Raw genomic sequence first — 20,902 nt, forward strand, 5'->3', positions numbered from 1 at the left:
TCACGGGTTTTCCGCTAGCAGGGCCAGATGCGAATGCGTCGACGCGCTAGGCGTTATCCGGCTCCGCGAACATGGTCATGTGGCGCAGGATCCATTCGAGCATCTCCTGCGGGGCGGCCGCGAGCGGCCTGCCGGATTTGACGAGCAGCCGCGCCTTGATACCGCGGAACAGGGGATGGTCGATCGGCACGACGGTCAATTCGCCCGCCGCGATCTCGCGATACGCGGCGAATTCGCCAATGAGCGTCACGAAGTCTTCTGACGCGACGAAGCGCTTGAGCGCGCTTAGTGAATTCGTGGTGAGCGTCGGACGAATCTCGATGTTCTCGGCGAACGCCAACATCTTTGCCGCGTGGCCGATTCCGAAGGTGGCCGGCATCAGAGCAAGCGGATAGGCGAGCACGTCTTCGATGCTTGCCGGGCCGCCTCTCACGGCCAGCGGATGCTCCGGGCGAACCAGCAGAACGACGGGTTGCGCTGAACTTGCGCGATATTCGATGCGCGAATGCGGCGGCGGATTATAGGCAAGACCGATATGCGCGCGGCTTTCGGCCACTTCATTCAGCACATCGTCGACCGCCAGGATCTCCACGCCGATGTCCAACTTGGGATAGCGCGCACAAAACGGGGTGAGCACTTCGTCGACCAGCGCATCGACATAGCCTTCGCTGATCGCCAGTTGAACATGGCCTTGCTGGAGGCCCTGCAAAGCATGAAGCTGATCTTCCAGTTTCTCCTGCTGTGACCGGTACCCTCTCCAGAACTCGAGCAGATGCGCCGCCGACTCAGTGGGCTTGACGCCGCGGGCCTGGCGCTCGAACAGCATCACGCCGAGTTCGTCTTCCAGCAGCTTGATCTGCCGCGTAATAACGGAGGGGGACGTGTTGAGGCTATCCGCGGCGCCACGGATCGTGCCGTGCGCCAGCACTTCATGGAAATACCGGAGGCGTTGCTGGTTGATTTCTCGCATGTCGGCTGTCCTTTCATGGCTGTCGTTGCCCTGTGAGCAACGATACGTGAACTTAGTTGCTGTTGCTAGTTCGGCTGGGCGTCGCCACTATTCATCCGGAAGGCGAGTCGAACAGAACGGTGAACAGGGAGACAGGCATGGCAGCAATTCAAACCACCATCGACGGGGACGATGTTTCCGCACTCTATGACAGGCTGAACTGGCGGCTATTGCCGTTTCTTCTGATCTGTTATCTGTTCGCTTATCTGGATCGAGTCAACGTCGGTTTCGCCAAGCTGCAGATGCAAAGCGATCTTGGTTTTTCCGATGCCGCTTACGGTGTGGGCGCCGGTATCTTCTTTCTGGGCTACGTGCTGTTCGAGCTGCCGAGCAACCTCATGCTGCCGAGAGTCGGCGCACGGAAAACCTTTTGCCGCATCCTGGTGTTGTGGGGCATCACATCGGCTTGCATGCTGTTCGTGCGCAACGTGCATATGTTCTACGGAATGCGCTTTCTGCTCGGCATCTTCGAAGCGGGTTTCGCACCGGGCATGATCTTTTACCTGTCGCGTTGGTACGGTCCCTCGCGTATGGCTCGGGCCATCGCGATCGTTTTTCTCGCCGGGCCAATCGGCGGTATTGTCGGCGGCCCCGTCTCGGCCTGGCTGATGACTACCTTCGCCGGTACAGCGGGTCTCGCCGGCTGGCAGTGGATGTTTCTCGCCGAAGGCTTGCCGTGCATTGTGCTGGGCGTGCTGACGCTGTTTGTTCTGTCGGATCGGCCCGCGCAGGCCAACTGGCTGAGCGATGACGAGAAGCGCCTGCTCGAGGCCGAGCTCGTGGCGACACCGGCTGGAGATCACTCGTTCAAGGCTGTCTTGCGCAACCCTAAGGTCTATCTGCTGGCGTGCGCGTACTTCTGCATCATCGCGTCGATCTATGCCATGAGCTTCTGGCTGCCGACCATCGTGAAGTCGCAAGGCGTCAACGATACGATCCGGCTTGGCTGGTACTCGGCGATTCCGTACGTTGGGGCCGCCTTCGGCATGTATTTCATCGGCCGCAGATCGGACACACGTGGCGAACGGCGCTATCACAGCTCGGTGCCGGCGCTGCTCGCCGCGGTCTTGCTGTCCCTGTCGGTTTTGAGCGACGGAAACCTCGTCGCCACGCTCGTTCTGTTGACGCTTACCACGACGATGTTGTGGATGGCGTACACGGTGTTTTGGGCCATCCCCTCTGAATACATCAAGGGCGATGCGGCAGCGGGCGGTATTGCCTTGATCAATACGATCGGTTTGTCCGGTGGATTCTGGGGACCCGCCATCATCGGCTGGGCGAAGACGGCAACTGGCAACTTGCATCTTGGACTCCTGATAATTGCCGGCCTGGCGCTATGCGGCTGCGCGCTGCTCGTCGCGAACAGATTACCGTCAGAATAGCGATCTGGGCACGCCCGGATCCGGATAGGGACGCTCTTCCATAGACACCCGCAGGCGTCGTCGAGGAGCAGCAGTCAACCCAATGCGCCGCGTTCCTGCGGGACACGGCGAAGCAGAGGACTTCAAATGCTTTTACACCTGTCGACATGGGCCGAAGTGGGGCAATACCTCGAGCGAAGCCGTTCGATCGTCGTTCCTATCGGCTCGAACGAGCAGCATGGCCCCACCGGTCTTCTGGGCACCGACTGGCTGTGCCCGGAAATCATTGCGCATGAAGCCGAGAAGAGCGCGGACATCCTGATTGCGCCGACCTTCAATATCGGCATGGCGCAGCATCACCTGGGCTTTCCGGGAACCATCTCGTTGCGGCCATCAACTTTCATTGCGGCCATTGGCGACTGGACGCGCTCGCTTGCAGTTCATGGCTTCGAGAAAATCCTGTTTCTAAACGGTCACGGCGGCAACATCGCGTCGATCGAAGCCGCTTTCTCCGAGATCTATGTCGAAGCGAGTTTCGCGCGGCGCCGCTTGGGGTTCGCACTGAAGCTATGCAACTGGTGGGACCTCGAAGGCGTCGGCGAGTTGGCGCGCGAGCAGTTTCCCGAAGGACATGGCGTGCATGCAACGCCCTCCGAGATTGCCATCACTCAGTGGGCGCTTCCCGAGACGATCAAAACAGCTCGCTACGCCCCGCAGATCGCACCGTCCGGGCCGATTCGCGAGGCACTCGATTTCCGCGCGCGCTATCCCGACGGACGGATGGGCTCCGATCCGGCCCAGGCATCCCAGGAGAAGGGCGGCGCGCTAGTGAAGCTGGCCGCCCAGAGCCTGATTCGCGCGGTGGATGCGTTCAGCCGCGAGATCGTGCCGGGCGGACGTGACTGATTGATCAGCCCAGGCACATTGCGATGCGAATCACGGGTTTTCCGCGAGCAAGGCCTTGATCTTCGCTTCGGTCTGTTCGTAGTCGCCTTCGCCGAAATGCGTGTAGGCCACGTGCCCTTTCTTGTCGACCAGATAGAACGCGGGCCAATACTGGTTGTCGTAGGCGCGCCATGTCGCGTAGTTATTGTCCTGCGCGACAGGGAACGTAATGCCGAAGCGCTTGATCGCCGATTTGACGTTGTCCGTGCTGCGCTCGAATGGATACTCGGGTGTGTGGACGCCGACCACCGCCAGGCCCTGGTCCTTGTATTTCTGATTCCAGGTCTTGACGTAGGGCAGCACATGAATGCAGTTGATGCAGGTGTAGGTCCAGAAGTCGACCAGCACAACCTTGCCCCGCAACTGTTGCAAGGTCAGGGGATCGCTATTGAGCCATTTATCGATGCCGGTAAATTCCGGCGCGGCAGCGTTGTTGTCGAGCTGGTTTGCAACAGGACCGGCAGCAGCGCTGGCCGTGGGACTTGCAACGAGCGTTGCGATTGCGGCGGCGCCGGCTGCCACGGTGGCGGCGAATAGGGCGACGGTAGCGGTGGTTTTGAGTCGGGAGAGCATGTCAGCGTCCTTTTCAGAGTGGAGAGCAGAGCGGCGATCCGGGCATGGGCCCGTACGCCGCCTCAGGCATTCCAGTGGTTGGCATGGGTGCATTTGAACGCCCGTTCGTATCTGGCTTGTGTCGCCGGAGCGGTGTGGGTGCAATGTTTTGTGTCAGGGGAACGCCCAGATACATTGGGATACAAAGCGTCGCGCGTACCAGGCTATAAAGCAGCCATTCCTACCGTGGAGAAGCCACATGAGTACCGAACTGCTGCAAGGATCCTGTCATTGCGGGACCGTGAAATTTGAAGTCCGTACCGATGTCCAGCCTGCTGGGCGTTGCAATTGCAGCCTGTGCCGGCGCAAGGGCGCGCTGATGACACCGCCGTTTGCCGCGGGTGAACTGAAAATCCTGAAGGGTGAGGAAGCGCTGACGCTTTATCAGTTCAATACGCGCACGGCGAAGCACTATTTCTGCAAGCACTGCGGTATTTATCCATTCCATCAGACGCGTAGAGATCCGCAGCTGTGGCGGGTCAACATCGGTTGCCTGGAGGGTGTCGACCCGTATACGCTGGAGGCGAGCGTAGCCAATGGCGCCAGCCTGTCCGTCGCGGAGGATGCATGAGAAAACTCATGACAATTCTCGCTTTCCTCGCGGGCGGATTGGCGGCGGAACTGGCGCACCCCGTGCACTGTTCGCTGATCAACGTGAACCGGGTGCGCGTCAATCGTCGAAAGGATTGATCCGTTGATGGAAACCACCGACCACGTCCTGATCGTCGACGACGATCGCGGCATCCGCGAATTGCTCGCCACGTATCTCGAGAAGAACGGCATGCGTGTTTCACTGGCCGCCAATGGCCGGCAGATGCGCACGGTCCTCGAGCAGGGCGCGCCTGATCTGATCGTGCTCGATCTGATGATGCCTGGCGAAGACGGTCTCGTGCTGTGCCGGGAATTGCGTGCCGGCAAGTTTCGCGCGGTGCCTGTCTTGATGCTGACCGCCCGCAGCGAGGAGACGGATCGCATCGTCGGGTTGGAAATGGGCGCGGACGATTACCTCTCCAAACCGTTTGCGGTGCGTGAACTGCTGGCGCGTATCCGCTCCGTGCTGCGCCGCGCGCGGATGCTGCCGCCCGGCATGCAGGTGACGGAAACTGCACCGATGATCGCTTTCGGCGACTGGCGTCTCGACACCACCGCGCGTCATTTGCTCGACGCCGAAGGCACCATGGTTGCCCTGAGCGGCGCGGAGTATCGCTTGCTGCGCGTGTTCCTCGATCATCCCCAGCGCGTGCTCACTCGGGATCAGTTGCTCAATCTGACTCAAGGTCGCCAGGCCGACGCGTTCGACCGCTCGATCGATCTGCTGGTTAGCCGTTTGCGGCAGCGCTTGCAGGACACTGCGCGTGAGCCCCGTTACATCAAGACGCTGCGTAGCGAGGGTTATGTGTTTTCGGCGGCTGTGACGATGATCGAAGGCACGTCATGAAGCTGAATACATTGCTGCGTTGGCCGCGCACGCTGTTCGCGCGGCTCGCCCTGATTCTCTTTGTCAGCCTTGCGCTGGTGCAAACACTGTCGGTCTGGCTCACCATGACGGAGCGGGACCAGACCATGACGAACGTGATGATGGGTTACATCGAACGCGAGGTCACCAGCTCTGTCGCGTTACTCGATCATTTGCCCGCTAACGAGCGCGCCGAATGGCTGCCGAGGCTGGCGCGGCGGACCTATACCTTCAATCTCGGGCCCGGCGTCGCCGGCGCACCGCCGGATGCGAAGCTCTCAGCGAGAGTGGCTCAATCTATCGCAGACGGCATCGGCAAGCGCTATGCGCTCACGGCCAACGCCGTCCCGGGCGATCCGGACCGCCTGCAGGTCCATCTGCAGTTGAGCGACGGCACGCCGCTGACGATCGACTATCGCCCCATGCCGGGCGCGCCGCTGTCGCCGTGGTTGTCGTGGTTGCTGGTGCTGCAACTGGTGGTGCTGGCCGCGTGTTGCTGGCTGGCGGTACGGTTGGCAACGCGCCCGTTGAGCCACCTGGCGCGAGTGGCCGATGCGCTGGGCCCCGATCTGAAGGTGGAGCGCCTGCCCGAAGACGGACCGGACGAAGTGGCGCGGGCGGCGAAAGCGTTCAACGCCATGCAGGACCGCATCAGGCTGTACATGACCGAGCGTTTGCAGATCCTCGCGGCGATTTCGCACGACCTGCAAACGCCGATTACCCGCATGCGTTTGCGTGTCGATGTGATGGACGAGAGCCCAGAAGGCGCCAAGCTGCAGCAGGACCTGCAGGAAATGGAAACCATGGTCAAGGAAGGCGTCACGTATGCGCGCACCATGCACGGCGCCAGCGAGGCGCCGCTGCGTATCGATCCCGACGCGCTGTTCGACAGCCTGGTGCTCGACTACATGGATGCCGGCAAGGACGTTTCGCTGCACGGTCGAATCGACGCTGCACTGGTGACGCGTCCTCAGGCGTTGCGCCGGATCGTGGGCAATCTCGTCGATAACGCGCTGAAGTTCGGTGGTGCTGCCGAGATCAGGGTTGCCTCGCAAGACGGGCACGTGAGGGTCTCCGTGCTCGATCGTGGGCCGGGCATTCCGGACGAGTCGCTCGAAGCAGTGTTCGAGCCGTTCTATCGGCTGGAAGGATCGCGCAACCGCGGAACCGGCGGTACCGGCTTGGGCCTCGCGATTGCGCGGCAACTCGCTTTGGCGATGGACGCGACATTGTCGTTGCAGAACCGGCCCGATGGCGGCCTTGAAGCCACGCTTGTGTTGAAAGGCGTCGGCTAGATTCCGATCGCTCGCCGATCGCGTTGTATGCCGTACTTTTTCGTCGATGAGCTTTGACTTCTGCCCCCCGTCTCTGTATCTCAACGTATCTGCACCGTCGGTAAATACATAGCGTTTCACTGGCGCTTTTCGCAGACACACGCCAGATACGTCCACGGGCTTTAATGATTCCAGGCCAGATAGTCTGGCTTCGCAGGCTCGACATGTCCTGCGCTTCTGTAGCTAACCTTTGAGGAGAATCCGCGATGCCGGATCAGATCAATACTCGACGTCGTCGTCTGCTTGGGACGACAGTTGCTGGTATCAGCTTGATGGAGTTAGGTTTGAGCGGACTCGCCAAGGCGCAGTCGACCAGTACGAACCCTGCAACGCGTGTCGTTTCGTTCGAGAACATTCGCCAGATCAACGCCGGAACGCTCAACGTGGGTTATGCGGAAGCGGGTCCGCAGAATGGACCGGTGGTGATCTTGCTGCACGGCTGGCCCTACGATATCTACAGCTTCGCCGAAGTCACACCGTTGCTGGCAGCCGCTGGCTACCGGGTCATCGTGCCGTATCTGCGGGGCTATGGTTCAACACGGTTTCTGTCTGCGGATACGCCTCGCAACGGTCAGCAGGCGGCGGTTGCCGTCGACATCATCGCGTTGATGGATGCGTTGAAGATCGACAAAGCCATCTTTGGTGCCTTCGATTGGGGCGCGCGTACGGCGAATATTATTGCCGCGCTGTGGCCGCAGCGATGCCAGGCGATGGTGTCGGTCAGTGGTTATCTGATCGGCAGTCAGGAGGCCAACCGGGCGCCGCTGCCGCCGAAGGCTGAGCTGGCCTGGTGGTATCAATTCTATTTCGCCACGGAGCGTGGCCGTGCAGGTTACGAAGCGAACCGCCACGACTTCAACAAGCTGATCTGGCGTCTCGCGTCGCCGAAATGGAATTTCGACGATGCGACATACGACCGCTCGGCTGAGTCCTTCAAGAATCCCGATCACGTCGCGGTGGTGATTCACAACTATCGCTGGCGTCTGGGTCTGGTCAAGGGCGAGCCGCAATACGACGAACTCGAAGCTCGGCTCGCGAAAGGGCCGACCATTTCGGTTCCGACCATCACGATGGAGGGCGACGCCAACGGCGCACCGCATCCCGACCCGGCAGCCTACGCGAAGAAATTTACCGGCAAGTATCAGCATCGGAACATCGACGGCGGCATCGGACATAACTTGCCACAGGAAGCGCCGAAGGCATTTGCCGATGCCATCGTCGACGTCACTCGGCTTTAAGCGGAGCGGAGGAGCGGGGTCATGGCGCGCAACGTACTGCACCACGCGGCGCATCGGTCGATTATTAGCGTTTCCTGAAGCGCGCCTTGGCATCGCCATACGATGCCTGCGTCTTGCCGACGACCTGCTCGACGCGCCCCCTCCACGCGACCCTCCGGTTTCCGATGGTCTTGCCGAGGCCGGTACGCAGCTTGCCCGTGATCTCTCTTATCCATCCCTGCATCTGGTCTTTGTTCATCACCTCGCTCCTTGAGCGCTGCTTCCATCGCGACAGCATGACCTCAATGGAGGAAGGAGTCGGTACGGCACCGGACAGACGCCCTTCGGGAGTCGGCGCACAAATGATCTGTTCGATCGAATTCGCCGCACTGACGATAATCCCTTCGCGAGTCCATCGAACTCCTTTGGAGACCGATTATGAGACTCGTTGCCACCCCATTCCAACGGCGACCCGCGCCGGCGTTCGCGATAGCGGTTTTTCTCGCGATAACGGCATTCGCCAATCCGGCGAGCGCTGCCACTCCCACCCAGACTCAACCACGTGCAAGCGTGATGACCGTTGCGGCCCACAGCCAGATCGATACGCGTATCAGTGGACTCCACACGAGGCTTCAGATCACCGCGGCGCAGGAAGAACTTTGGCAAAAAGTCGCACAGGTTATGCGTGACAATGCGGGAACGATGGACTCGCTCAGACAGGCACGAACCAGTCAGGCCAACAACATGACCGCTGTGGACGATCTCAAGTCCTATGGCCAGATTGCCGATGCCCACGCGGACGGCATCAGAAAGCTCACTCCGGCGTTTCAGGCACTCTACGACAGCATGTCGGACGTTCAGAAGAAGAACGCTGATCTGATTTTCCAGACTGACCACCACCACGCCGCAAAGAAAGGGTGATCTCAAGACACCCGCAACGGGAAGCGGACTGGCACCTCAGTAAGGTCCCGGATCGCAGACAGGAGTACATCATGAAGATCCAAAGAGTGAGAGCCGCTTGCAGGGGCTCGGTGAAGACCGGAATCTCGATTGCAGTTGGTCTGGCGTTGGCCATTGGCGGCATGTCCATGGCGCCCGCTTTTGGCGAGGGTTACGGCAACGGCAACGGAAACGGTAATCACGAGGGCCAGGAGCAGCATGGCGCGAATAACAAATATCAGCATAACCAAGGGCATCAGTCGGACCATGGCAACCGGCACGCCTATCAACATCCCGGCAATGACCACCGTCGCGGCGACTATTACGACAACCAGGACTATGTGTATGCGCCGCCACCCGTGGTCTATGCTCCGGAGTCGGCACCTGGCATAAGCTTGTTTATACCGCTGCAGTTCCGATAGAACGCAGGACCCGCGCCTGGTGATTGCCGTTGCCTGAGCGCTCAATCGGGCCGGGTTAGGCCTGCCGCGTGCAGCCGCATCGAGACAAGCTGCTAGCGCGGCACGGTTCCCGGTTCTTCCAGCCATCGTGAGACCGCCGACAGCACCTGTGTCTCGATGCCAAGAAAGCCATGTGGCGATTTCGCCCCGCATTCACTCGCGCCGTTCCCGCCGCGCTCGCTGCTTGACACCGCCAGGAACTGGAACCGGTTGTCCTTCGCGAGCGTGTGGGCCGCGCTAAACGGTGAAACTCGACATCCGTCATTTTCGTTCGACACTACCAGCACTGGAGTCGTGCTGACGTCCCAGTGCATGCCCGAAAGCCCGGCCTCGCCACGCATACCGATCGTGACGGGCGAAGTCAGTACATACGCGTCGGCCAGCCGTGGTTCCCGTTGGAGCACATTGCCAACCGAAATCGTGCCCCGGCTGGTACCCACGAGGGCGATTTTTGCGGCTGGAAAGCGTTGCCTCAGCGCCGCGACGATGACGTGCAAGTCTTGAGCGTGAGTTTCGCTCAAACGGAATGCGTCATTCATGCCGGATGATTGATCCGATGGCGCATCGACGATAGCGATCGCATCGCCCGCAGAAGTCCAGTAGCCGGCGGTCCGGAGGAGGAAATTTGCCCTCATTGTCGTTGGGCCAGTTTCGCCGAGGGCGATTGCACCGTCATCTCCGGCAAACAATACGATGACCCACGGCGGCGCGCTTGCTGGCTGTTCGATGAAGATGGCCTGGGTCTGTTGTCCTCGTATTGGGACTTGCAGGAGTTCATCGGAATACGCTGGAATTGCGGTTAGGAGTGTGCAGGCGAATGCGCAAATTGGGGCCGCGAATCTACGCAACAGTTTCCAAGGCCTGTTAGTGGAGCAGGTTAAGGGCGTTGCTCGCGTTGATTTCTGATCGCGCATTCTGAATGAAGACCGCATTGTTGTTCCATTCACAGCATACGTGAGTTGGATGCGGGATCGGCAAGATCGTCTGGATTGAGCAACGATGTAAGTACGTGATCGGCCCAGGAACCGTTGATCTTCAAGTACGACCGAGCCAGGCCTTCCTTCTCGAAACCAAGGCTAGCCAGTAGGTGAGCGCTGCGGGTGTTCTCCGGGCGATAGTTGGCCATGATGCGATGCAAGCCGATATCTCTGAACACATGCCGGATGGCCACCTTTAGACTCTCTCGCATTAGCCCTTTTCCTTCGACCACTTTCGCAAGAGAGAATCCAAGGTGACATGCTTGGAATGGTCCCCTAACGATATTGGTGAAGTTGCACTCTCCGATTAACTGACCGCCTTCGCGTTCAAACAGCGCGAGATGAAGAGCGTTTCCTGTTGCGGTTTGATGAGCCATTGCGCGTAGCCTTTCAGCGATGCCATCCAGGTTAAAGAAACTTTCCTGTCGCGCAGGCTCCCAAGGCTGAAGATGCTTTCGATTGGCTGCGTAGTACGTCTGCAGCGCGTTCGCGTCGTTCTCGCTGACGGCTCGCAGTATCACGCGTTCGGTGGTTAGTCCTTCGTCTGGATGATTTGCTGCATTTTCCATTAGGCCATCGCCCTTGATATGCAATATTGCGCTTGATTGTACCGAAGCCGAAAACTACGCTCGGCACCTCCGGCGGCGAGTCACCAGCGCACTTGGGATCGGCGAACATGCCGATTGCATGAGGCGATACCGCTCTGGTTTTGATCGTTCGACACAGAGACGTGGATCGTTGAAAATTATTCGTCTGGTATTTTTTGAATCTCTATTATCAGCTGTGCCCTGCGAGACTCGTTCATGGAGAATTCGATGCGAATCAGAACCACTTATTTGAAAGTGAAGGACATGGAGCGGGCCGCGACATTCTGGGAAAGCCTGTTAGAACGCTCGCCGACCCGCAAGTCGGAGAGGTGGACGGAGTTTTTGCTAGGCGAAGTCCGCTTCGGGTTGCTGCTGAATGATTTTGGCGATGAGTTCGTCGGTAGCGGATGCGTACCGGTGTTCGAATTCGATGCCTCCGCCTTGCATACCTTTCTGAGCCGCGCCAAGGCTCTCGGGGCAACAGTCGTGCTCGATGGGTTAAATGACGAGACCATGAAGAGCATTGTCCTGGCTAGCCCGGATGGCCACGAGTTCGAACTTTGCACTTGCCACGACTAGTCAGTTGTTTTGGAGGGGAAGGCGTGAGCCGCATTCTTGTTAATTCTCGGCCGGCATGCAGTACGTTTCTTGAGTAGACGCGTTGCGCCGACGATCGACGCCATGGAGTTGATGGACCGCATTCCAGCCGTTCCCTTTAGCAAGCGAGGCGAAGCAATGAAAGTAGCGATTGCGTACATCGAAGAGCCCCCATTTGGCTGGACAGAATCAAATCAGGCGGTGGGAGCGGACGTTGAGTTGGCGGAAGTTGTCCTTCGGTCGATCGGCGTCACCCATATCGAGCATCATTTGACTACGTTCAGCGAACTGCTGCCTGGTCTCGCGGCGGGCCGCTGGGATATGAACGTTCCACTCTTCGTGACGCCTGAACGGGCTAGCCAGGTTGCCTTCAGTTTGCCCGTGTGGGCGATTGGAGACGGGTTTCTGGTCCGGTCGGGGAATCCGAAAGCGCTCAATAGCTACGCTTTACTTGCCGAACACCACGATGCCAGGCTAGGCATCATTGCTGGACAAGTGCAACGGGAGGCAGCCAGAGCGTCAGGCGTGAGCGAGGATCAGATCGTCGTCTTCGAGCAGCAGTCCGAGGCAATCGAAGCGCTTCGCTCAGGAACGATCGATGCCTACGCTAGCACCGCAGTGGGAAATCGCGTACTGGCTGGCCGCATCGGTGGCGGGGTATTCGAGGCCGTTGAGCACGACACCGAAAAGGATGACACGCAACGTCCCCCGATCGGAGCATTCTCGTTTAACAAGAACAACGGCCGATTGCTCAATGCCGTGAACGAGCAACTTCGCTTGTATCTGGGCTCTCCCGATCACCGAACTCGCATGTCGAAATTCGGTATCACACGCAAAGAGATTGACCCCGCGCTAGGTTGAGCCTTTCAGAAACCCTCCGCCGCCGCCCAGTAATTTACTTGCTACACTCGATCAAGGAGCAAACCTGATTGGTGCTCGGTTTGCCCCTGATGGCGGCTGCCTAGTAGCGACTCGAGTGCGTTGACATTTTCTGTTCATACACCTGGCACCACAATTGCAAGCCTGAGCGCCGACCCGTCGTCGTAGGGCATGAAATAGCGCGGAGGTGTCGCTGTGATTGAGTCTTCCGATTTCCGGAGCAAAAAGTTGGTGCTCAATCATGGAGGCGGTCAATAGATCGACGTGAACGGTATCCGGAGGCAAGCCATGCATGAAGAACAGTTACGTGACGCACTGAATGCCCACTGGCGCGCGTCGGCCGCCGGCGATCTCAACGCAGAACACGATATTTACGATGACGACGCCATCTGTGAGTATCCCCAGTCAGGTGAACGAATCCTCGGGCGAGCTAATTTGCAGGCGCTGCGAGGGCATCATCCAGGCAAACCATCAGGCTTCGAGGTCAGGCGAATTCAGGGAGAAGGTAATCTCTGGGTCACGGAATACTCCATCAACTATCAGGGGCGAGCGGCTTACACGGTAAGCATTATGGAGTTCCGCAACGGCAAGGTTGTTCACGAGACCCAGTATTTTTCGGATCCTTTCAAGGCGCCGGGTTGGAGGAGTCAATGGGTTCAGCAGGGCGAGTGAGGCGACGCGTTGCGGCGGGATAAGTCGAATAATGCCCGTTACCAACATTCGCCGTTTCATACCGTCGACCTAGACTACGACGACAAACTTCCCCACGGCCTCATTACGCTCCATCAATTCATGAGCAACCGGTACTTCGGACAGGCCGAAGATGCGCGCGGGTCGACATTGATAAAAACCGCCTGCGGCCAGCTCTACAATTTTCTGCATTGGTACATCCGACAGCAGGAAATCCGGAGTCCCAAACACGAAACTCCCGAAGAAACTCAGATGAACACCGCTTGCCATCTGGCCGAGCGGATCGAACTCGGCGAGCGGCGTGAGCCCACCCAGAAATCCGGCCAGGCACACACGGCCGCCACGACGTGCCGCGCGCAGCGAGTCGAGGACGGTGCTGTTTCCGATCAGATCAAGCACTGCGTCGGCCTTACCGCCCGGCCATCCCGGCGCTGCACATAACTCACCAGCGCTCGTCACCACATGTGCGGCTCCCCGCGCGCGCAACATGACTTCGCAATCCGGCCGACGTGTGGTCGCAATCACCTCCGCACCGAGTTGGACGCCGATATCGATCGCAGCCAGCCCAAGGCTCGACGTCCCCCCTCGCACGACGAGTCGCTGCCCGGACTTTACTTCGAGGTTTCTGTGAAGACACGTCCAGGCGACTGCGTAAGCTTCCGGCAGCGTGGCGAGTTCTGCCCAGTCGAGGGTCGTTTCAACGGCCACAACATTGGTGGCGGGTACAACGACGTATTCTGCATAGCTGCCGTCGATCGTTCGCCCCATTCCGCCCATCAGCGCAACGACCGTCTGGCCCTCATGCAGTATCCCGGCTGCATCCGATACCACAGACCCAACACATTCGATGCCGCTTACTTCCGCCGCCTCTCCCCATAATCCTCGCCGCATATAGAGTTCGGCGCGGTTCAGACCAAACGCGCGAACGCGAATCAGGACACAGCCGGGTTTGAGGACGGGACGTGGCCTCTCAACGATTTGAAGCACATCAGGACCACCAAACCTGTTTCTCACGATTGCTTTCATGTCGATCTCCTCATTGGGAGACTGAATGGTAGGATCCAACTTCGTCGATAGAAATTACTCTCTTTCGACAAAGACTGAAGGCCATTTCTACAATGAACGAGCCCACGCTTTTACAGTTGCAGTGCTTTGAAGCACTGGTTGCCGAAGGCAGCTTCGCCGCGGCCGCTGCGCGGTTAAACCGAACCCATCCAACGGTTCATGCGGCGGTGAGGGCGCTTGAAGCTCAAGTGGGAATGGTTCTGCTGGACCGGGCCGGATACCGTGTCACGCTGACTGCAGAAGGCACGGCGTATCACGAGCGCGTGATGCAGTTTCTTCGTCAATATGAAAACTTGCAGCGCGAAGCTGCTCAGCTTGCTGCTGGCCAGGAGGCAGAGTTGCGCGTCGTAGTCGGCGACCTGTGTCCATTGCCCGAAACCCTCCGCACGCTCAAACGGTTCTTCGAGACGAGTAACGGCACGCGGCTTACGCTTCTGTTCGAGGCGATTAGCGGCCCTTGGGAACGGCTGCGGAGCGGCGAGTGTGATCTGATATTTCATCACCTCGACAAGCCGTCGCCAGCGATCGAATCGGTTGAGTTGTTCGAGGTCAAGCTGGTTCCGGTCGCGGCCCCTGGCTATATCAAGCCACTGTCAGTCGAATCGCTTACGCCAACCGATTTGAGGCCCTATGTTCAGTGCATCATCCGCGATACGAGCAAGCAGTCGTCGGGCGCCAACTACTATCTGATCGACGGTGCGCCAACCTGCACCGTGCCCGACCAGTTGATGAAGCGCGAGTTGATTGTGCAGGGGCTTGCGTGGGGACACATGCCTTATCACTTGGTCGCTGGCGACCTCGAGAAAAAGCGGCTCGTGTCACTGGAGGGGCGGCACTTGCAAGGCGCGACGCTCAAACACTACGCGGCGCGGCTTCGCGATGCCGCGCACGGTCCCATTGCGCAGCGTCTTTGGGGGCAGTTGTTGGAGCAGGGTGCACGTTGAATAGCGATCGCCGACCCACCCACCGACCTACACCACTACCCCTTATTGAACAGACTCACAACACGAGACATAGATTTCGCTGCCAGAACGAGTAGCGCGCCGGAGACGCTGTAGTCGACGTTGAACATCAGGTCGATCAGATAGAACATGGCTAACGCGACGAGCGGGTGGTACATCGCACGGTTTATCAGGCGTTTCATCGGCGTCTCACGAGGTTTCGTTTGCCCGAACCGGTAAGTCACTGTGCGTGAACCGATCTGCGCAAGTTTCGCGGCGTGCCAGGCTTCCGGAATCAGTGGAAGGTTTGGCTGCGAAGTACGGATGACACTGATCTGTCACGTCCCGTCCTGCGATCAACTTTGCCGCTCGCAACCTGTTGCCGTCCTGCCCGTGCGTCGATGTTTTTTGCTCTATCGTCCAAGTCTTGCCGATGGTGCTGCTGACCATTGCAGAACGTCCAGATGGATTGTCCGTCCCTCCTGCGAAAAGGTGAGTTTGTTGCACGCGTTTAAGTCACGCGGTGATGCATCGAGCGCACCGAAAAATCGGTAAGCCATTTGTCATCTTCCGTGGCGGCGGGTATAACATGAACCCCTCGGTCAATTTGAAGAATGACCGGCCTCCCCGGTTCCTTACCCGGGAAATCGCATATCACGCGAGCTCTTCATGGATGCAGTTTCTGACGTCCTGCGCGCTGTGCGCCTAAGCGGCGCGGTGTATCTGACTGGGACCTTCACGGCACCGTGGTGCGTGATAGGCCGCACGGATGCTGCGCTCTGCGCGGCCTATCTGCCGCAATCCGAGCGTGTCGTCTCATATCATCTGATCATAGAAGGTAGCTGCTGGGCTCAACTGGCAGACGACCCCGCTTCCGCTATTCATCTCAATGCCGGCGAACTGCTGGTGGTGCCACAAGGCGAAACGCATTTGATAGGTAGTGCTGTGGATCTTGCGCCCACGCCAACGGAGGTGCTATTGGCTGGCCAGATGGCGGTAGAACCCGGTGAGGTGATGACGGTGTCTTATGGAGGCGGTGGGCCTACGACTCGCATCGTCTGCGGTTTTCTGGCCTGCGACGATACCCTGAGCAATCCACTGCTGTCATCGTTGCCGCGACTCTTCAAGGTTGATATGCGCCACGATCCGCGGGCAGCATGGCTTGAGTCCTCTCTCAAGTTTGCAGCCAGCGAAGCTGCGAGTTCGCGGGCGGGCGGTACGATTGTCCTCGCCAGACTGTCCGAACTACTGTTTGTCGAGGCGGTGCGTAGCTGTATTGAAGCGCTTCCTGCCCATGAGACCGGATGGCTGGCCGGCGTGCGCGATCGTTACGTGGGACGTGCGCTTTCGTTGCTCCACGCTCAAGCAGTCCACCCCTGGACTGTCGACGAGCTTGCGCGCAAGGTAGGGCTATCGCGCTCCGCGTTGGCGCAACGCTTCACCGATCTCCTTGGACAACCGCCCATGCAGTACCTGGCGCGATGGCGGATGCAGATCGCGGCACAGGAACTTCTCGTCGGCAGAAAGTCCCTCGCCGCTGTAGCGGAGCAGATTGGTTATGAGTCTGAGGCGGCATTCAGTCGGGCCTTCAGGCGGGAATTTGGAATGCCGCCGGCAGGCTGGCGCAAGAGCAAAGGAAAGATGAACGGCGCTGCCGAATCTGCGCAGGCCGCGCCCGCTGCGAGTGGCATCACGCCACCACTAGATCAGTGACGTCGACTGCCATACCCGACGCCACATTCACTCGCACACGTCAAAGCTGACCCGGCGTTTCGGCCATATCTCCCGGTGGCCCGGCCATAGAACCTCGCGTCTCCCAACCGTACATTCGAGCGTACCGGATGCCAGATCAACCATCTGGTTCTGACCGGTAGATGAGCATTCACAGCTCGACCGCATGTCGGTTCATATTGGGAGAAATGCTATGAACGCAGTATCGCGACTCTCCAACCGCGATCGTTACGCCCGTTGCATTCGCGCTTCAAAGATGGTCAGTTGGGACATCGAGCGTGACGTGATTGGAGGCCGCACCTTTGACACGGCCCAGAAATATCTTCCCGACGGGCTCTCACTGACACCGAATTTCTTCACGCTCTCCGAGAACGAAAAGCGTTTCGTCAGCCAGATTCAGGGGCGCACGTATGCCAACGTGTTCGGATTGGTGGAGCGCTTCATCAATGCCAAGGTGCTTGAAGTCAGCCGTGACCATTGGCTCGGTGACCAGGTAGCGCTTGAGGCGCTGGTCCGATTCAGTGAAGAAGAACTCAAGCATCAGGCGTTATTTCGTCGCATCGACGAGATGATCGGTGAAACGCTTCCCCCGGGCTATCACTTCGACGTCGACCCGAATGTCGTTGCCTCTGCAGTCCTCGGGAAAAGCACGTGGGCCGTATTGGCGCTGACGCTGCATATCGAACTGTTCAGCCAACTCCACTACCGCCAGAGTATCGCGCCAGACGATCAGCTATCGGAGCTATTCAAGAGCGTGTTCCTCTACCACTGGAAGGAAGAGAGCCAGCACGCCATCCTGGACGAGCTCGAATGGGTCCGTCACGACGCCACCATGACGGATAGTGATCGCAACAAGGCTGTTGACGAATTCATCGAATTGGTCGCCGCAATCGACGGCATTCTGCAGGCACAGGCAGCAGCCGACGCGCGTTATTTCAAGGCGAACTGCAGCCGCGCAGTCGACGAGACGGAAGCCCAGTCGATCGAAGCGAATTTCCTCGAGGCTTACCGGTGGCAATACATCCACTCGGGTGTGCGTCATCCCCATTTCGGCGAGGTGCTTTATAGCCTCATCTCCGAAGACCAGCGCAAGCGCATCCATGCTGCGCTCGCCACACTGCAATGAGATTTACCGAAGCTGGACAATCCACGTATGTTGAAGGAGATGGAACATGAATGCGAACGCACAGGTCAACGAACCCAACGTTGTTAACGGTCTTAACGTCGACGACCTTTTCGCCCTGATTGAGGGCATCAAGGAAGATAGTTCGAAAGCCACCACCAACTGGCGCGTAGCGACGAGCTGGCAGGGCCAGACTCGAACTCGCGCCGAGGTAGAGGGGTTCTCGATCGGCGGCCAGAATGTGTCGCGTCGGTTCACGATCGATATCGATGAGCCCTGCGAACTCGGTGGCTCGAATCAGTTTGCCAATCCTCAGGAGCATCTGATCGCCGCGCTAAATGCTTGTATAGCGGTGGGTTACGTGGCGCAATGCGCCGTCCGCGGGATTACGCTCGAGTCCCTGCAGATTGAGACCGAGGGTGAAATCGACCTCAGGGGTTTTCTTGGGATCGACCCGAAAGTGGCAAACGGCTATGAGAGCCTGCGTTACACCGTTCGTATCAAGGGCAGCGGGACCAGCCAGCAATTTGCTGAAGTCCATGATGCGGTAATGGCCACATCCCCCAACGTCTACAATCTGGCGAACGCTGTCGTTCTGAAATCAACCCTCGTGGTCGGTTGAACTTCGCAATGCGGGCGCGGCGACTCGAATCGTTTTCGTCGCGTCCAATTAGCGCCTCACCGCGCTCTGAAAAAACCGCAAAGTCGTGTCTTGCGCATGTCGATTTCTCCCGCGATCATTCGTCGTATTCACAGGAGGCGCTTTTGCCTCCGAACACTATCGTCTTCAAAGGAGAAACCCAAATGCGTGTAATGGTCATGGTTAAGGCAACGCCCGAATCCGAAGCCGGGCAGATGCCAAGCATGGAGCTCATCGCGGCGATGGGCAAATATAACGAGGAACTGGTGAAGGCTGGGATCATGCAAGGCGGCGACGGGCTGAAGCCGAGTTCGGCAGGCGTACGCGTGAGGTTTTCAGGGAAGGATCGAACCGTCGTTGACGGCCCATTTGCAGAGACCAAGGAATTGATCGCCGGATATTGGCTCTGGCAAGTTCAATCGATGGACGAAGCGATTGAATGGGTCAAGCGCTGCCCGAATCCGATGGTGAGTGATTCGGAGATCGAGATTCGGCCTTTCTTTGAGCCTGCGGATTTTGGTGAGGCTTTTACGCCCGAGCTTCAGGAGCAGGAAAAGCGTCTACGGCAGCAGATCGATGGGCAGACGCGCTGACAATTTTTATCGCATCAGTCTGCGGGGCGTGCGCAGGCAGCCCCGCCCGCCTGTATGAGGTTTGAGTCAGGCGTCCTGGCGCCGTACAGGTGATGAGGTCCAACGCGGTTTCATGGCATTATCGTGTGCACCTTCACACCACCGCGGGAACGCACACCATGGCGACTTACATTGTTTTCACAAAGGAAAGCACGCAGGATCAAGGGGAGCTCGACATCTACCAAAGCACGGTTGGCGCGACCTTTAAAGGTCATCCCGTCAAAATTCTCGCTGCTTACGGACCTCAGCAGGTCCTCGAGGGCGACGCGCCAGAGGGCGTCGTGATCGTGGAGTTTCCGACAACGGCGGCCGCGCGCGCGTGGTACGACAGCCCGGCATATCAGGAGGTCGCGCAGCACCGGTTCAAGGGTGCGCGCTATCGCGCCGTTCTCGTCGAAGGCGTGTGACGAAAGGCGATGCATAACCATTTTGCATATTGTTAAGCCTTTCAGCCAGGGGTAGTCGTGAACAGCGTTTCAATTGAGGCCGTCGCGCCGGGCGATGCCGACGTTTTTGTGGCACGACAACCAGTCATGGATCGGGCTGGTCGCGTTGTCGCATACGAGCTTCTTTTCAGAGACGGTCCCACCGGGGGAGCGCGGATCGGCGACGAACTGCGTTGCACCACGGCGGTGATTGAACGCGCAGTGGGCTCGATCGGTCTCGAACGGCTTGCGGGGAGCAAAGCGTGCTTCCTGAACTGCCCACGTGATTTTCTGTTTTCGGACTACCCGTATGTGCTGCCGGCGTCACGTTTCGTTCTGGAAATTCTGGAGTCTGTCGAGCTGACAGCGGACCTCTCGCGACGGTGCAGCGAGTTGCGAGGCGCGGGCTTCCAGATAGCACTGGACGACGTCAGGAGCATGACTGACGAGGTCCGATGGTTTCTTCCTTCCGTCGACATCGTCAAGATCGACTGGCCGTTTGTTGAACGCGAGGAGTTACCGGAGCTGGTCAGTCAGTTCAAACGAGCCGGAAAGGTCGTGCTCGCCGAGAAAATCGAAACTGCGGAGGACGCGGAGCATGCCCGGCAATTGGGTTGCGATCTGCTGCAGGGCTACTATTTCGCCAAACCGCAAATTCTGTCAGGCAAGCGCGCGATGCCGCCAGTCAAGGCGATTCTTCACGTGTTCGACCTGGTCGGAAGCGATGCTCCGTTGGGCAGTATTGCGCGAGCGCTAAAAGAAACGCCAATGCTGGTTGCCCAACTCTTACGGCTTGCCAACAGCAGCGAGCAGCCTAACGGCAAAACGGAGCGCATTTCATCGCTCAAACAGGCGCTCTCGATCGCCGGAAGCCGCAGACTTTTGCATTGGTGCGGACTTCTGCTTTACGTCGGCCGCGACGGACTTCCCATCGAGGATGATCCGCTTGTGCTGCTTGCGCAGAGACGCGCACATTTCATGGAAGAGGCAATCGACGCGATGCCGGATGGCTCGCGTTCGCTGGCGTCTGCTGGCTATCTGACGGGCATGCTGTCGCTTCTGCATGTCGCGTACCACATGGAACTGCGCAGCTTCGTCGACGAGTTGCCCGTTTCCGATTCCATCCGGCTGGCTATCCTTAACGGCGGTGGCGTACTCGGCGAATTGCTGTCGGTCGCCACGCTGCTTGAACGGGGCGATGTGGATGCGGCGACGGGGAGACTTCAACAGCTGGAGTTTTCCCCCGCAGGGGTTCGGAAGATCGTTGAGTGCTACTGACGC

The 20,902-nt window shown here is 58.8% G+C and carries 25 protein-coding genes; 18 read left to right on the top strand and 7 right to left on the bottom strand.

Features of this window, described 5'->3' with window-relative positions; genetic code table 11:
* Positions 1–46 precede the first annotated feature (46 nt).
* Positions 47–970: a LysR family transcriptional regulator gene (locus BM438_RS29265; RefSeq protein ID WP_093641639.1), complete on the bottom strand. Its 924-nt coding sequence runs from the start codon at positions 968–970 to the stop codon at positions 47–49.
* A gap of 137 nt (positions 971–1,107) precedes the next feature.
* Here BM438_RS29265 and BM438_RS29270 point away from each other — a divergent pair, with 137 nt between their 5' ends.
* Positions 1,108–2,391, top strand: a complete 1,284-nt coding sequence (locus BM438_RS29270) for an MFS transporter (RefSeq protein WP_093641642.1) — start codon at positions 1,108–1,110, stop codon at positions 2,389–2,391.
* 126 nt (positions 2,392–2,517) lie between these two features.
* Positions 2,518–3,276, top strand: coding sequence for a creatininase family protein (locus tag BM438_RS29275; RefSeq protein WP_093641645.1), 759 nt, complete (start codon positions 2,518–2,520; stop codon positions 3,274–3,276).
* A 30-nt stretch (positions 3,277–3,306) separates the two neighbouring features.
* Here BM438_RS29275 and BM438_RS29280 read toward each other — a convergent pair whose 3' ends face one another.
* Complete coding sequence (locus BM438_RS29280) at positions 3,307–3,888, bottom strand: thioredoxin family protein (RefSeq protein WP_093641648.1); 582 nt, start codon at positions 3,886–3,888, stop codon at positions 3,307–3,309.
* Between the two features lie 238 nt (positions 3,889–4,126).
* Here BM438_RS29280 and BM438_RS29285 point away from each other — a divergent pair, with 238 nt between their 5' ends.
* From BM438_RS29285 to BM438_RS29300, 4 genes are all read left to right on the top strand, one after another.
* Positions 4,127–4,498, top strand: coding sequence for a GFA family protein (locus tag BM438_RS29285; protein WP_093641651.1), 372 nt, complete (start codon positions 4,127–4,129; stop codon positions 4,496–4,498).
* 126 nt (positions 4,499–4,624) lie between these two features.
* Positions 4,625–5,365, top strand: coding sequence for a response regulator (locus tag BM438_RS29290; RefSeq protein ID WP_093641654.1), 741 nt, complete (start codon positions 4,625–4,627; stop codon positions 5,363–5,365).
* Complete coding sequence (locus tag BM438_RS29295; protein WP_093641658.1) at positions 5,362–6,678, top strand: sensor histidine kinase; 1,317 nt, start codon at positions 5,362–5,364, stop codon at positions 6,676–6,678. The genes BM438_RS29290 and BM438_RS29295 overlap by 4 nt, the downstream gene beginning before the upstream one ends.
* A gap of 245 nt (positions 6,679–6,923) precedes the next feature.
* On the top strand, positions 6,924–7,955 hold the full coding sequence (locus BM438_RS29300) for an alpha/beta fold hydrolase (RefSeq protein WP_093641662.1): 1,032 nt from the start codon (positions 6,924–6,926) through the stop codon (positions 7,953–7,955).
* A gap of 64 nt (positions 7,956–8,019) precedes the next feature.
* Here BM438_RS29300 and BM438_RS29305 read toward each other — a convergent pair whose 3' ends face one another.
* A complete protein-coding gene (locus tag BM438_RS29305) occupies positions 8,020–8,193 on the bottom strand; it encodes a CsbD family protein (protein WP_093641666.1) in 174 nt (57 codons plus the stop codon).
* Positions 8,194–8,372: 179 nt separating this feature from the next.
* Between BM438_RS29305 and BM438_RS29310 the strand changes: the two genes are divergently transcribed.
* Positions 8,373–8,855: a Spy/CpxP family protein refolding chaperone gene (locus BM438_RS29310; RefSeq protein ID WP_244179478.1), complete on the top strand. Its 483-nt coding sequence runs from the start codon at positions 8,373–8,375 to the stop codon at positions 8,853–8,855.
* Positions 8,856–8,926: 71 nt separating this feature from the next.
* Positions 8,927–9,295 carry a hypothetical protein gene (locus tag BM438_RS29315; RefSeq protein ID WP_093641669.1) on the top strand — a complete coding sequence of 123 codons (369 nt, stop codon included), beginning with the start codon at positions 8,927–8,929 and terminating at the stop codon, positions 9,293–9,295.
* A 92-nt stretch (positions 9,296–9,387) separates the two neighbouring features.
* Here the strand turns inward: BM438_RS29315 and BM438_RS29320 are convergent, their stop codons facing one another.
* Positions 9,388–10,023, bottom strand: a complete 636-nt coding sequence (locus tag BM438_RS29320) for an alpha/beta hydrolase family protein (protein ID WP_143131769.1) — start codon at positions 10,021–10,023, stop codon at positions 9,388–9,390.
* Between the two features lie 254 nt (positions 10,024–10,277).
* On the bottom strand, positions 10,278–10,880 hold the full coding sequence (gene rimJ / locus BM438_RS29325) for a ribosomal protein S5-alanine N-acetyltransferase (RefSeq protein WP_093641677.1): 603 nt from the start codon (positions 10,878–10,880) through the stop codon (positions 10,278–10,280).
* 246 nt (positions 10,881–11,126) lie between these two features.
* Between rimJ and BM438_RS29330 the strand changes: the two genes are divergently transcribed.
* From BM438_RS29330 to BM438_RS29340, 3 genes are all read left to right on the top strand, one after another.
* Positions 11,127–11,477 (top strand): VOC family protein, encoded by a 351-nt coding sequence (locus tag BM438_RS29330; RefSeq protein WP_093641681.1) that lies wholly within the window; start codon positions 11,127–11,129, stop codon positions 11,475–11,477.
* A 156-nt stretch (positions 11,478–11,633) separates the two neighbouring features.
* Entirely contained in the window at positions 11,634–12,356 is a 723-nt protein-coding gene (locus BM438_RS29335) for a transporter substrate-binding domain-containing protein (protein WP_093642088.1), read from the top strand.
* 306 nt (positions 12,357–12,662) lie between these two features.
* Positions 12,663–13,046 carry a nuclear transport factor 2 family protein gene (locus tag BM438_RS29340; RefSeq protein ID WP_093641686.1) on the top strand — a complete coding sequence of 128 codons (384 nt, stop codon included), beginning with the start codon at positions 12,663–12,665 and terminating at the stop codon, positions 13,044–13,046.
* A gap of 69 nt (positions 13,047–13,115) precedes the next feature.
* Here the strand turns inward: BM438_RS29340 and BM438_RS29345 are convergent, their stop codons facing one another.
* Positions 13,116–14,129 (bottom strand): zinc-binding dehydrogenase, encoded by a 1,014-nt coding sequence (locus tag BM438_RS29345; protein WP_244179479.1) that lies wholly within the window; start codon positions 14,127–14,129, stop codon positions 13,116–13,118.
* A 53-nt stretch (positions 14,130–14,182) separates the two neighbouring features.
* Between BM438_RS29345 and BM438_RS29350 the strand changes: the two genes are divergently transcribed.
* On the top strand, positions 14,183–15,073 hold the full coding sequence (locus tag BM438_RS29350) for a LysR family transcriptional regulator (RefSeq protein ID WP_093641695.1): 891 nt from the start codon (positions 14,183–14,185) through the stop codon (positions 15,071–15,073).
* Between the two features lie 35 nt (positions 15,074–15,108).
* Here BM438_RS29350 and BM438_RS45645 read toward each other — a convergent pair whose 3' ends face one another.
* Entirely contained in the window at positions 15,109–15,273 is a 165-nt protein-coding gene (locus BM438_RS45645; RefSeq protein ID WP_167378477.1) for a hypothetical protein, read from the bottom strand.
* 466 nt (positions 15,274–15,739) lie between these two features.
* Between BM438_RS45645 and BM438_RS29355 the strand changes: the two genes are divergently transcribed.
* The 6 genes from BM438_RS29355 (at position 15,740) to BM438_RS29380 (ending at position 20,899) form a co-directional block, all read left to right on the top strand.
* Entirely contained in the window at positions 15,740–16,783 is a 1,044-nt protein-coding gene (locus BM438_RS29355) for an AraC family transcriptional regulator (protein ID WP_093641699.1), read from the top strand.
* A 211-nt stretch (positions 16,784–16,994) separates the two neighbouring features.
* Positions 16,995–17,927, top strand: coding sequence for a hypothetical protein (locus tag BM438_RS29360; protein ID WP_093641703.1), 933 nt, complete (start codon positions 16,995–16,997; stop codon positions 17,925–17,927).
* 46 nt (positions 17,928–17,973) lie between these two features.
* Entirely contained in the window at positions 17,974–18,546 is a 573-nt protein-coding gene (locus BM438_RS29365) for an OsmC family protein (RefSeq protein WP_093641706.1), read from the top strand.
* A gap of 182 nt (positions 18,547–18,728) precedes the next feature.
* Positions 18,729–19,157, top strand: a complete 429-nt coding sequence (locus BM438_RS29370; protein ID WP_093641710.1) for a YciI family protein — start codon at positions 18,729–18,731, stop codon at positions 19,155–19,157.
* A gap of 158 nt (positions 19,158–19,315) precedes the next feature.
* Entirely contained in the window at positions 19,316–19,603 is a 288-nt protein-coding gene (locus BM438_RS29375; RefSeq protein ID WP_093641713.1) for a DUF1330 domain-containing protein, read from the top strand.
* 126 nt (positions 19,604–19,729) lie between these two features.
* A complete protein-coding gene (locus BM438_RS29380) occupies positions 19,730–20,899 on the top strand; it encodes an EAL and HDOD domain-containing protein (protein ID WP_093641718.1) in 1,170 nt (389 codons plus the stop codon).
* Positions 20,900–20,902 lie beyond the last annotated feature (3 nt).

The organism is Paraburkholderia aspalathi (assembly GCF_900116445.1).
In the GTDB taxonomy this organism is placed as follows: Bacteria; Pseudomonadota; Gammaproteobacteria; order Burkholderiales; family Burkholderiaceae; genus Paraburkholderia; species Paraburkholderia aspalathi.

What these genes read in the sequence shown, in the direction of transcription:
- BM438_RS29265 (WP_093641639.1), bottom strand. Translation starts at nt 970, where the DNA reads ATGCGAGAAATCAACCAGCAACGCCTCCGGTATTTCCATGAAGTGCTG.
- BM438_RS29270 (WP_093641642.1), top strand. Translation starts at nt 1,108, where the DNA reads ATGGCAGCAATTCAAACCACCATCGACGGGGACGATGTTTCCGCACTC.
- BM438_RS29275 (WP_093641645.1), top strand. Translation starts at nt 2,518, where the DNA reads ATGCTTTTACACCTGTCGACATGGGCCGAAGTGGGGCAATACCTCGAG.
- BM438_RS29280 (WP_093641648.1), bottom strand. Translation starts at nt 3,888, where the DNA reads ATGCTCTCCCGACTCAAAACCACCGCTACCGTCGCCCTATTCGCCGCC.
- BM438_RS29285 (WP_093641651.1), top strand. Translation starts at nt 4,127, where the DNA reads ATGAGTACCGAACTGCTGCAAGGATCCTGTCATTGCGGGACCGTGAAA.
- BM438_RS29290 (WP_093641654.1), top strand. Translation starts at nt 4,625, where the DNA reads ATGGAAACCACCGACCACGTCCTGATCGTCGACGACGATCGCGGCATC.
- BM438_RS29295 (WP_093641658.1), top strand. Translation starts at nt 5,362, where the DNA reads ATGAAGCTGAATACATTGCTGCGTTGGCCGCGCACGCTGTTCGCGCGG.
- BM438_RS29300 (WP_093641662.1), top strand. Translation starts at nt 6,924, where the DNA reads ATGCCGGATCAGATCAATACTCGACGTCGTCGTCTGCTTGGGACGACA.
- BM438_RS29305 (WP_093641666.1), bottom strand. Translation starts at nt 8,193, where the DNA reads ATGAACAAAGACCAGATGCAGGGATGGATAAGAGAGATCACGGGCAAG.
- BM438_RS29310 (WP_244179478.1), top strand. Translation starts at nt 8,373, where the DNA reads ATGAGACTCGTTGCCACCCCATTCCAACGGCGACCCGCGCCGGCGTTC.
- BM438_RS29315 (WP_093641669.1), top strand. Translation starts at nt 8,927, where the DNA reads ATGAAGATCCAAAGAGTGAGAGCCGCTTGCAGGGGCTCGGTGAAGACC.
- rimJ (WP_093641677.1), bottom strand. Translation starts at nt 10,880, where the DNA reads ATGGAAAATGCAGCAAATCATCCAGACGAAGGACTAACCACCGAACGC.
- BM438_RS29330 (WP_093641681.1), top strand. Translation starts at nt 11,127, where the DNA reads ATGCGAATCAGAACCACTTATTTGAAAGTGAAGGACATGGAGCGGGCC.
- BM438_RS29335 (WP_093642088.1), top strand. Translation starts at nt 11,634, where the DNA reads ATGAAAGTAGCGATTGCGTACATCGAAGAGCCCCCATTTGGCTGGACA.
- BM438_RS29340 (WP_093641686.1), top strand. Translation starts at nt 12,663, where the DNA reads ATGCATGAAGAACAGTTACGTGACGCACTGAATGCCCACTGGCGCGCG.
- BM438_RS29350 (WP_093641695.1), top strand. Translation starts at nt 14,183, where the DNA reads ATGAACGAGCCCACGCTTTTACAGTTGCAGTGCTTTGAAGCACTGGTT.
- BM438_RS45645 (WP_167378477.1), bottom strand. Translation starts at nt 15,273, where the DNA reads ATGAAACGCCTGATAAACCGTGCGATGTACCACCCGCTCGTCGCGTTA.
- BM438_RS29355 (WP_093641699.1), top strand. Translation starts at nt 15,740, where the DNA reads ATGGATGCAGTTTCTGACGTCCTGCGCGCTGTGCGCCTAAGCGGCGCG.
- BM438_RS29360 (WP_093641703.1), top strand. Translation starts at nt 16,995, where the DNA reads ATGAACGCAGTATCGCGACTCTCCAACCGCGATCGTTACGCCCGTTGC.
- BM438_RS29365 (WP_093641706.1), top strand. Translation starts at nt 17,974, where the DNA reads ATGAATGCGAACGCACAGGTCAACGAACCCAACGTTGTTAACGGTCTT.
- BM438_RS29370 (WP_093641710.1), top strand. Translation starts at nt 18,729, where the DNA reads ATGCGTGTAATGGTCATGGTTAAGGCAACGCCCGAATCCGAAGCCGGG.
- BM438_RS29375 (WP_093641713.1), top strand. Translation starts at nt 19,316, where the DNA reads ATGGCGACTTACATTGTTTTCACAAAGGAAAGCACGCAGGATCAAGGG.
- BM438_RS29380 (WP_093641718.1), top strand. Translation starts at nt 19,730, where the DNA reads ATGGATCGGGCTGGTCGCGTTGTCGCATACGAGCTTCTTTTCAGAGAC.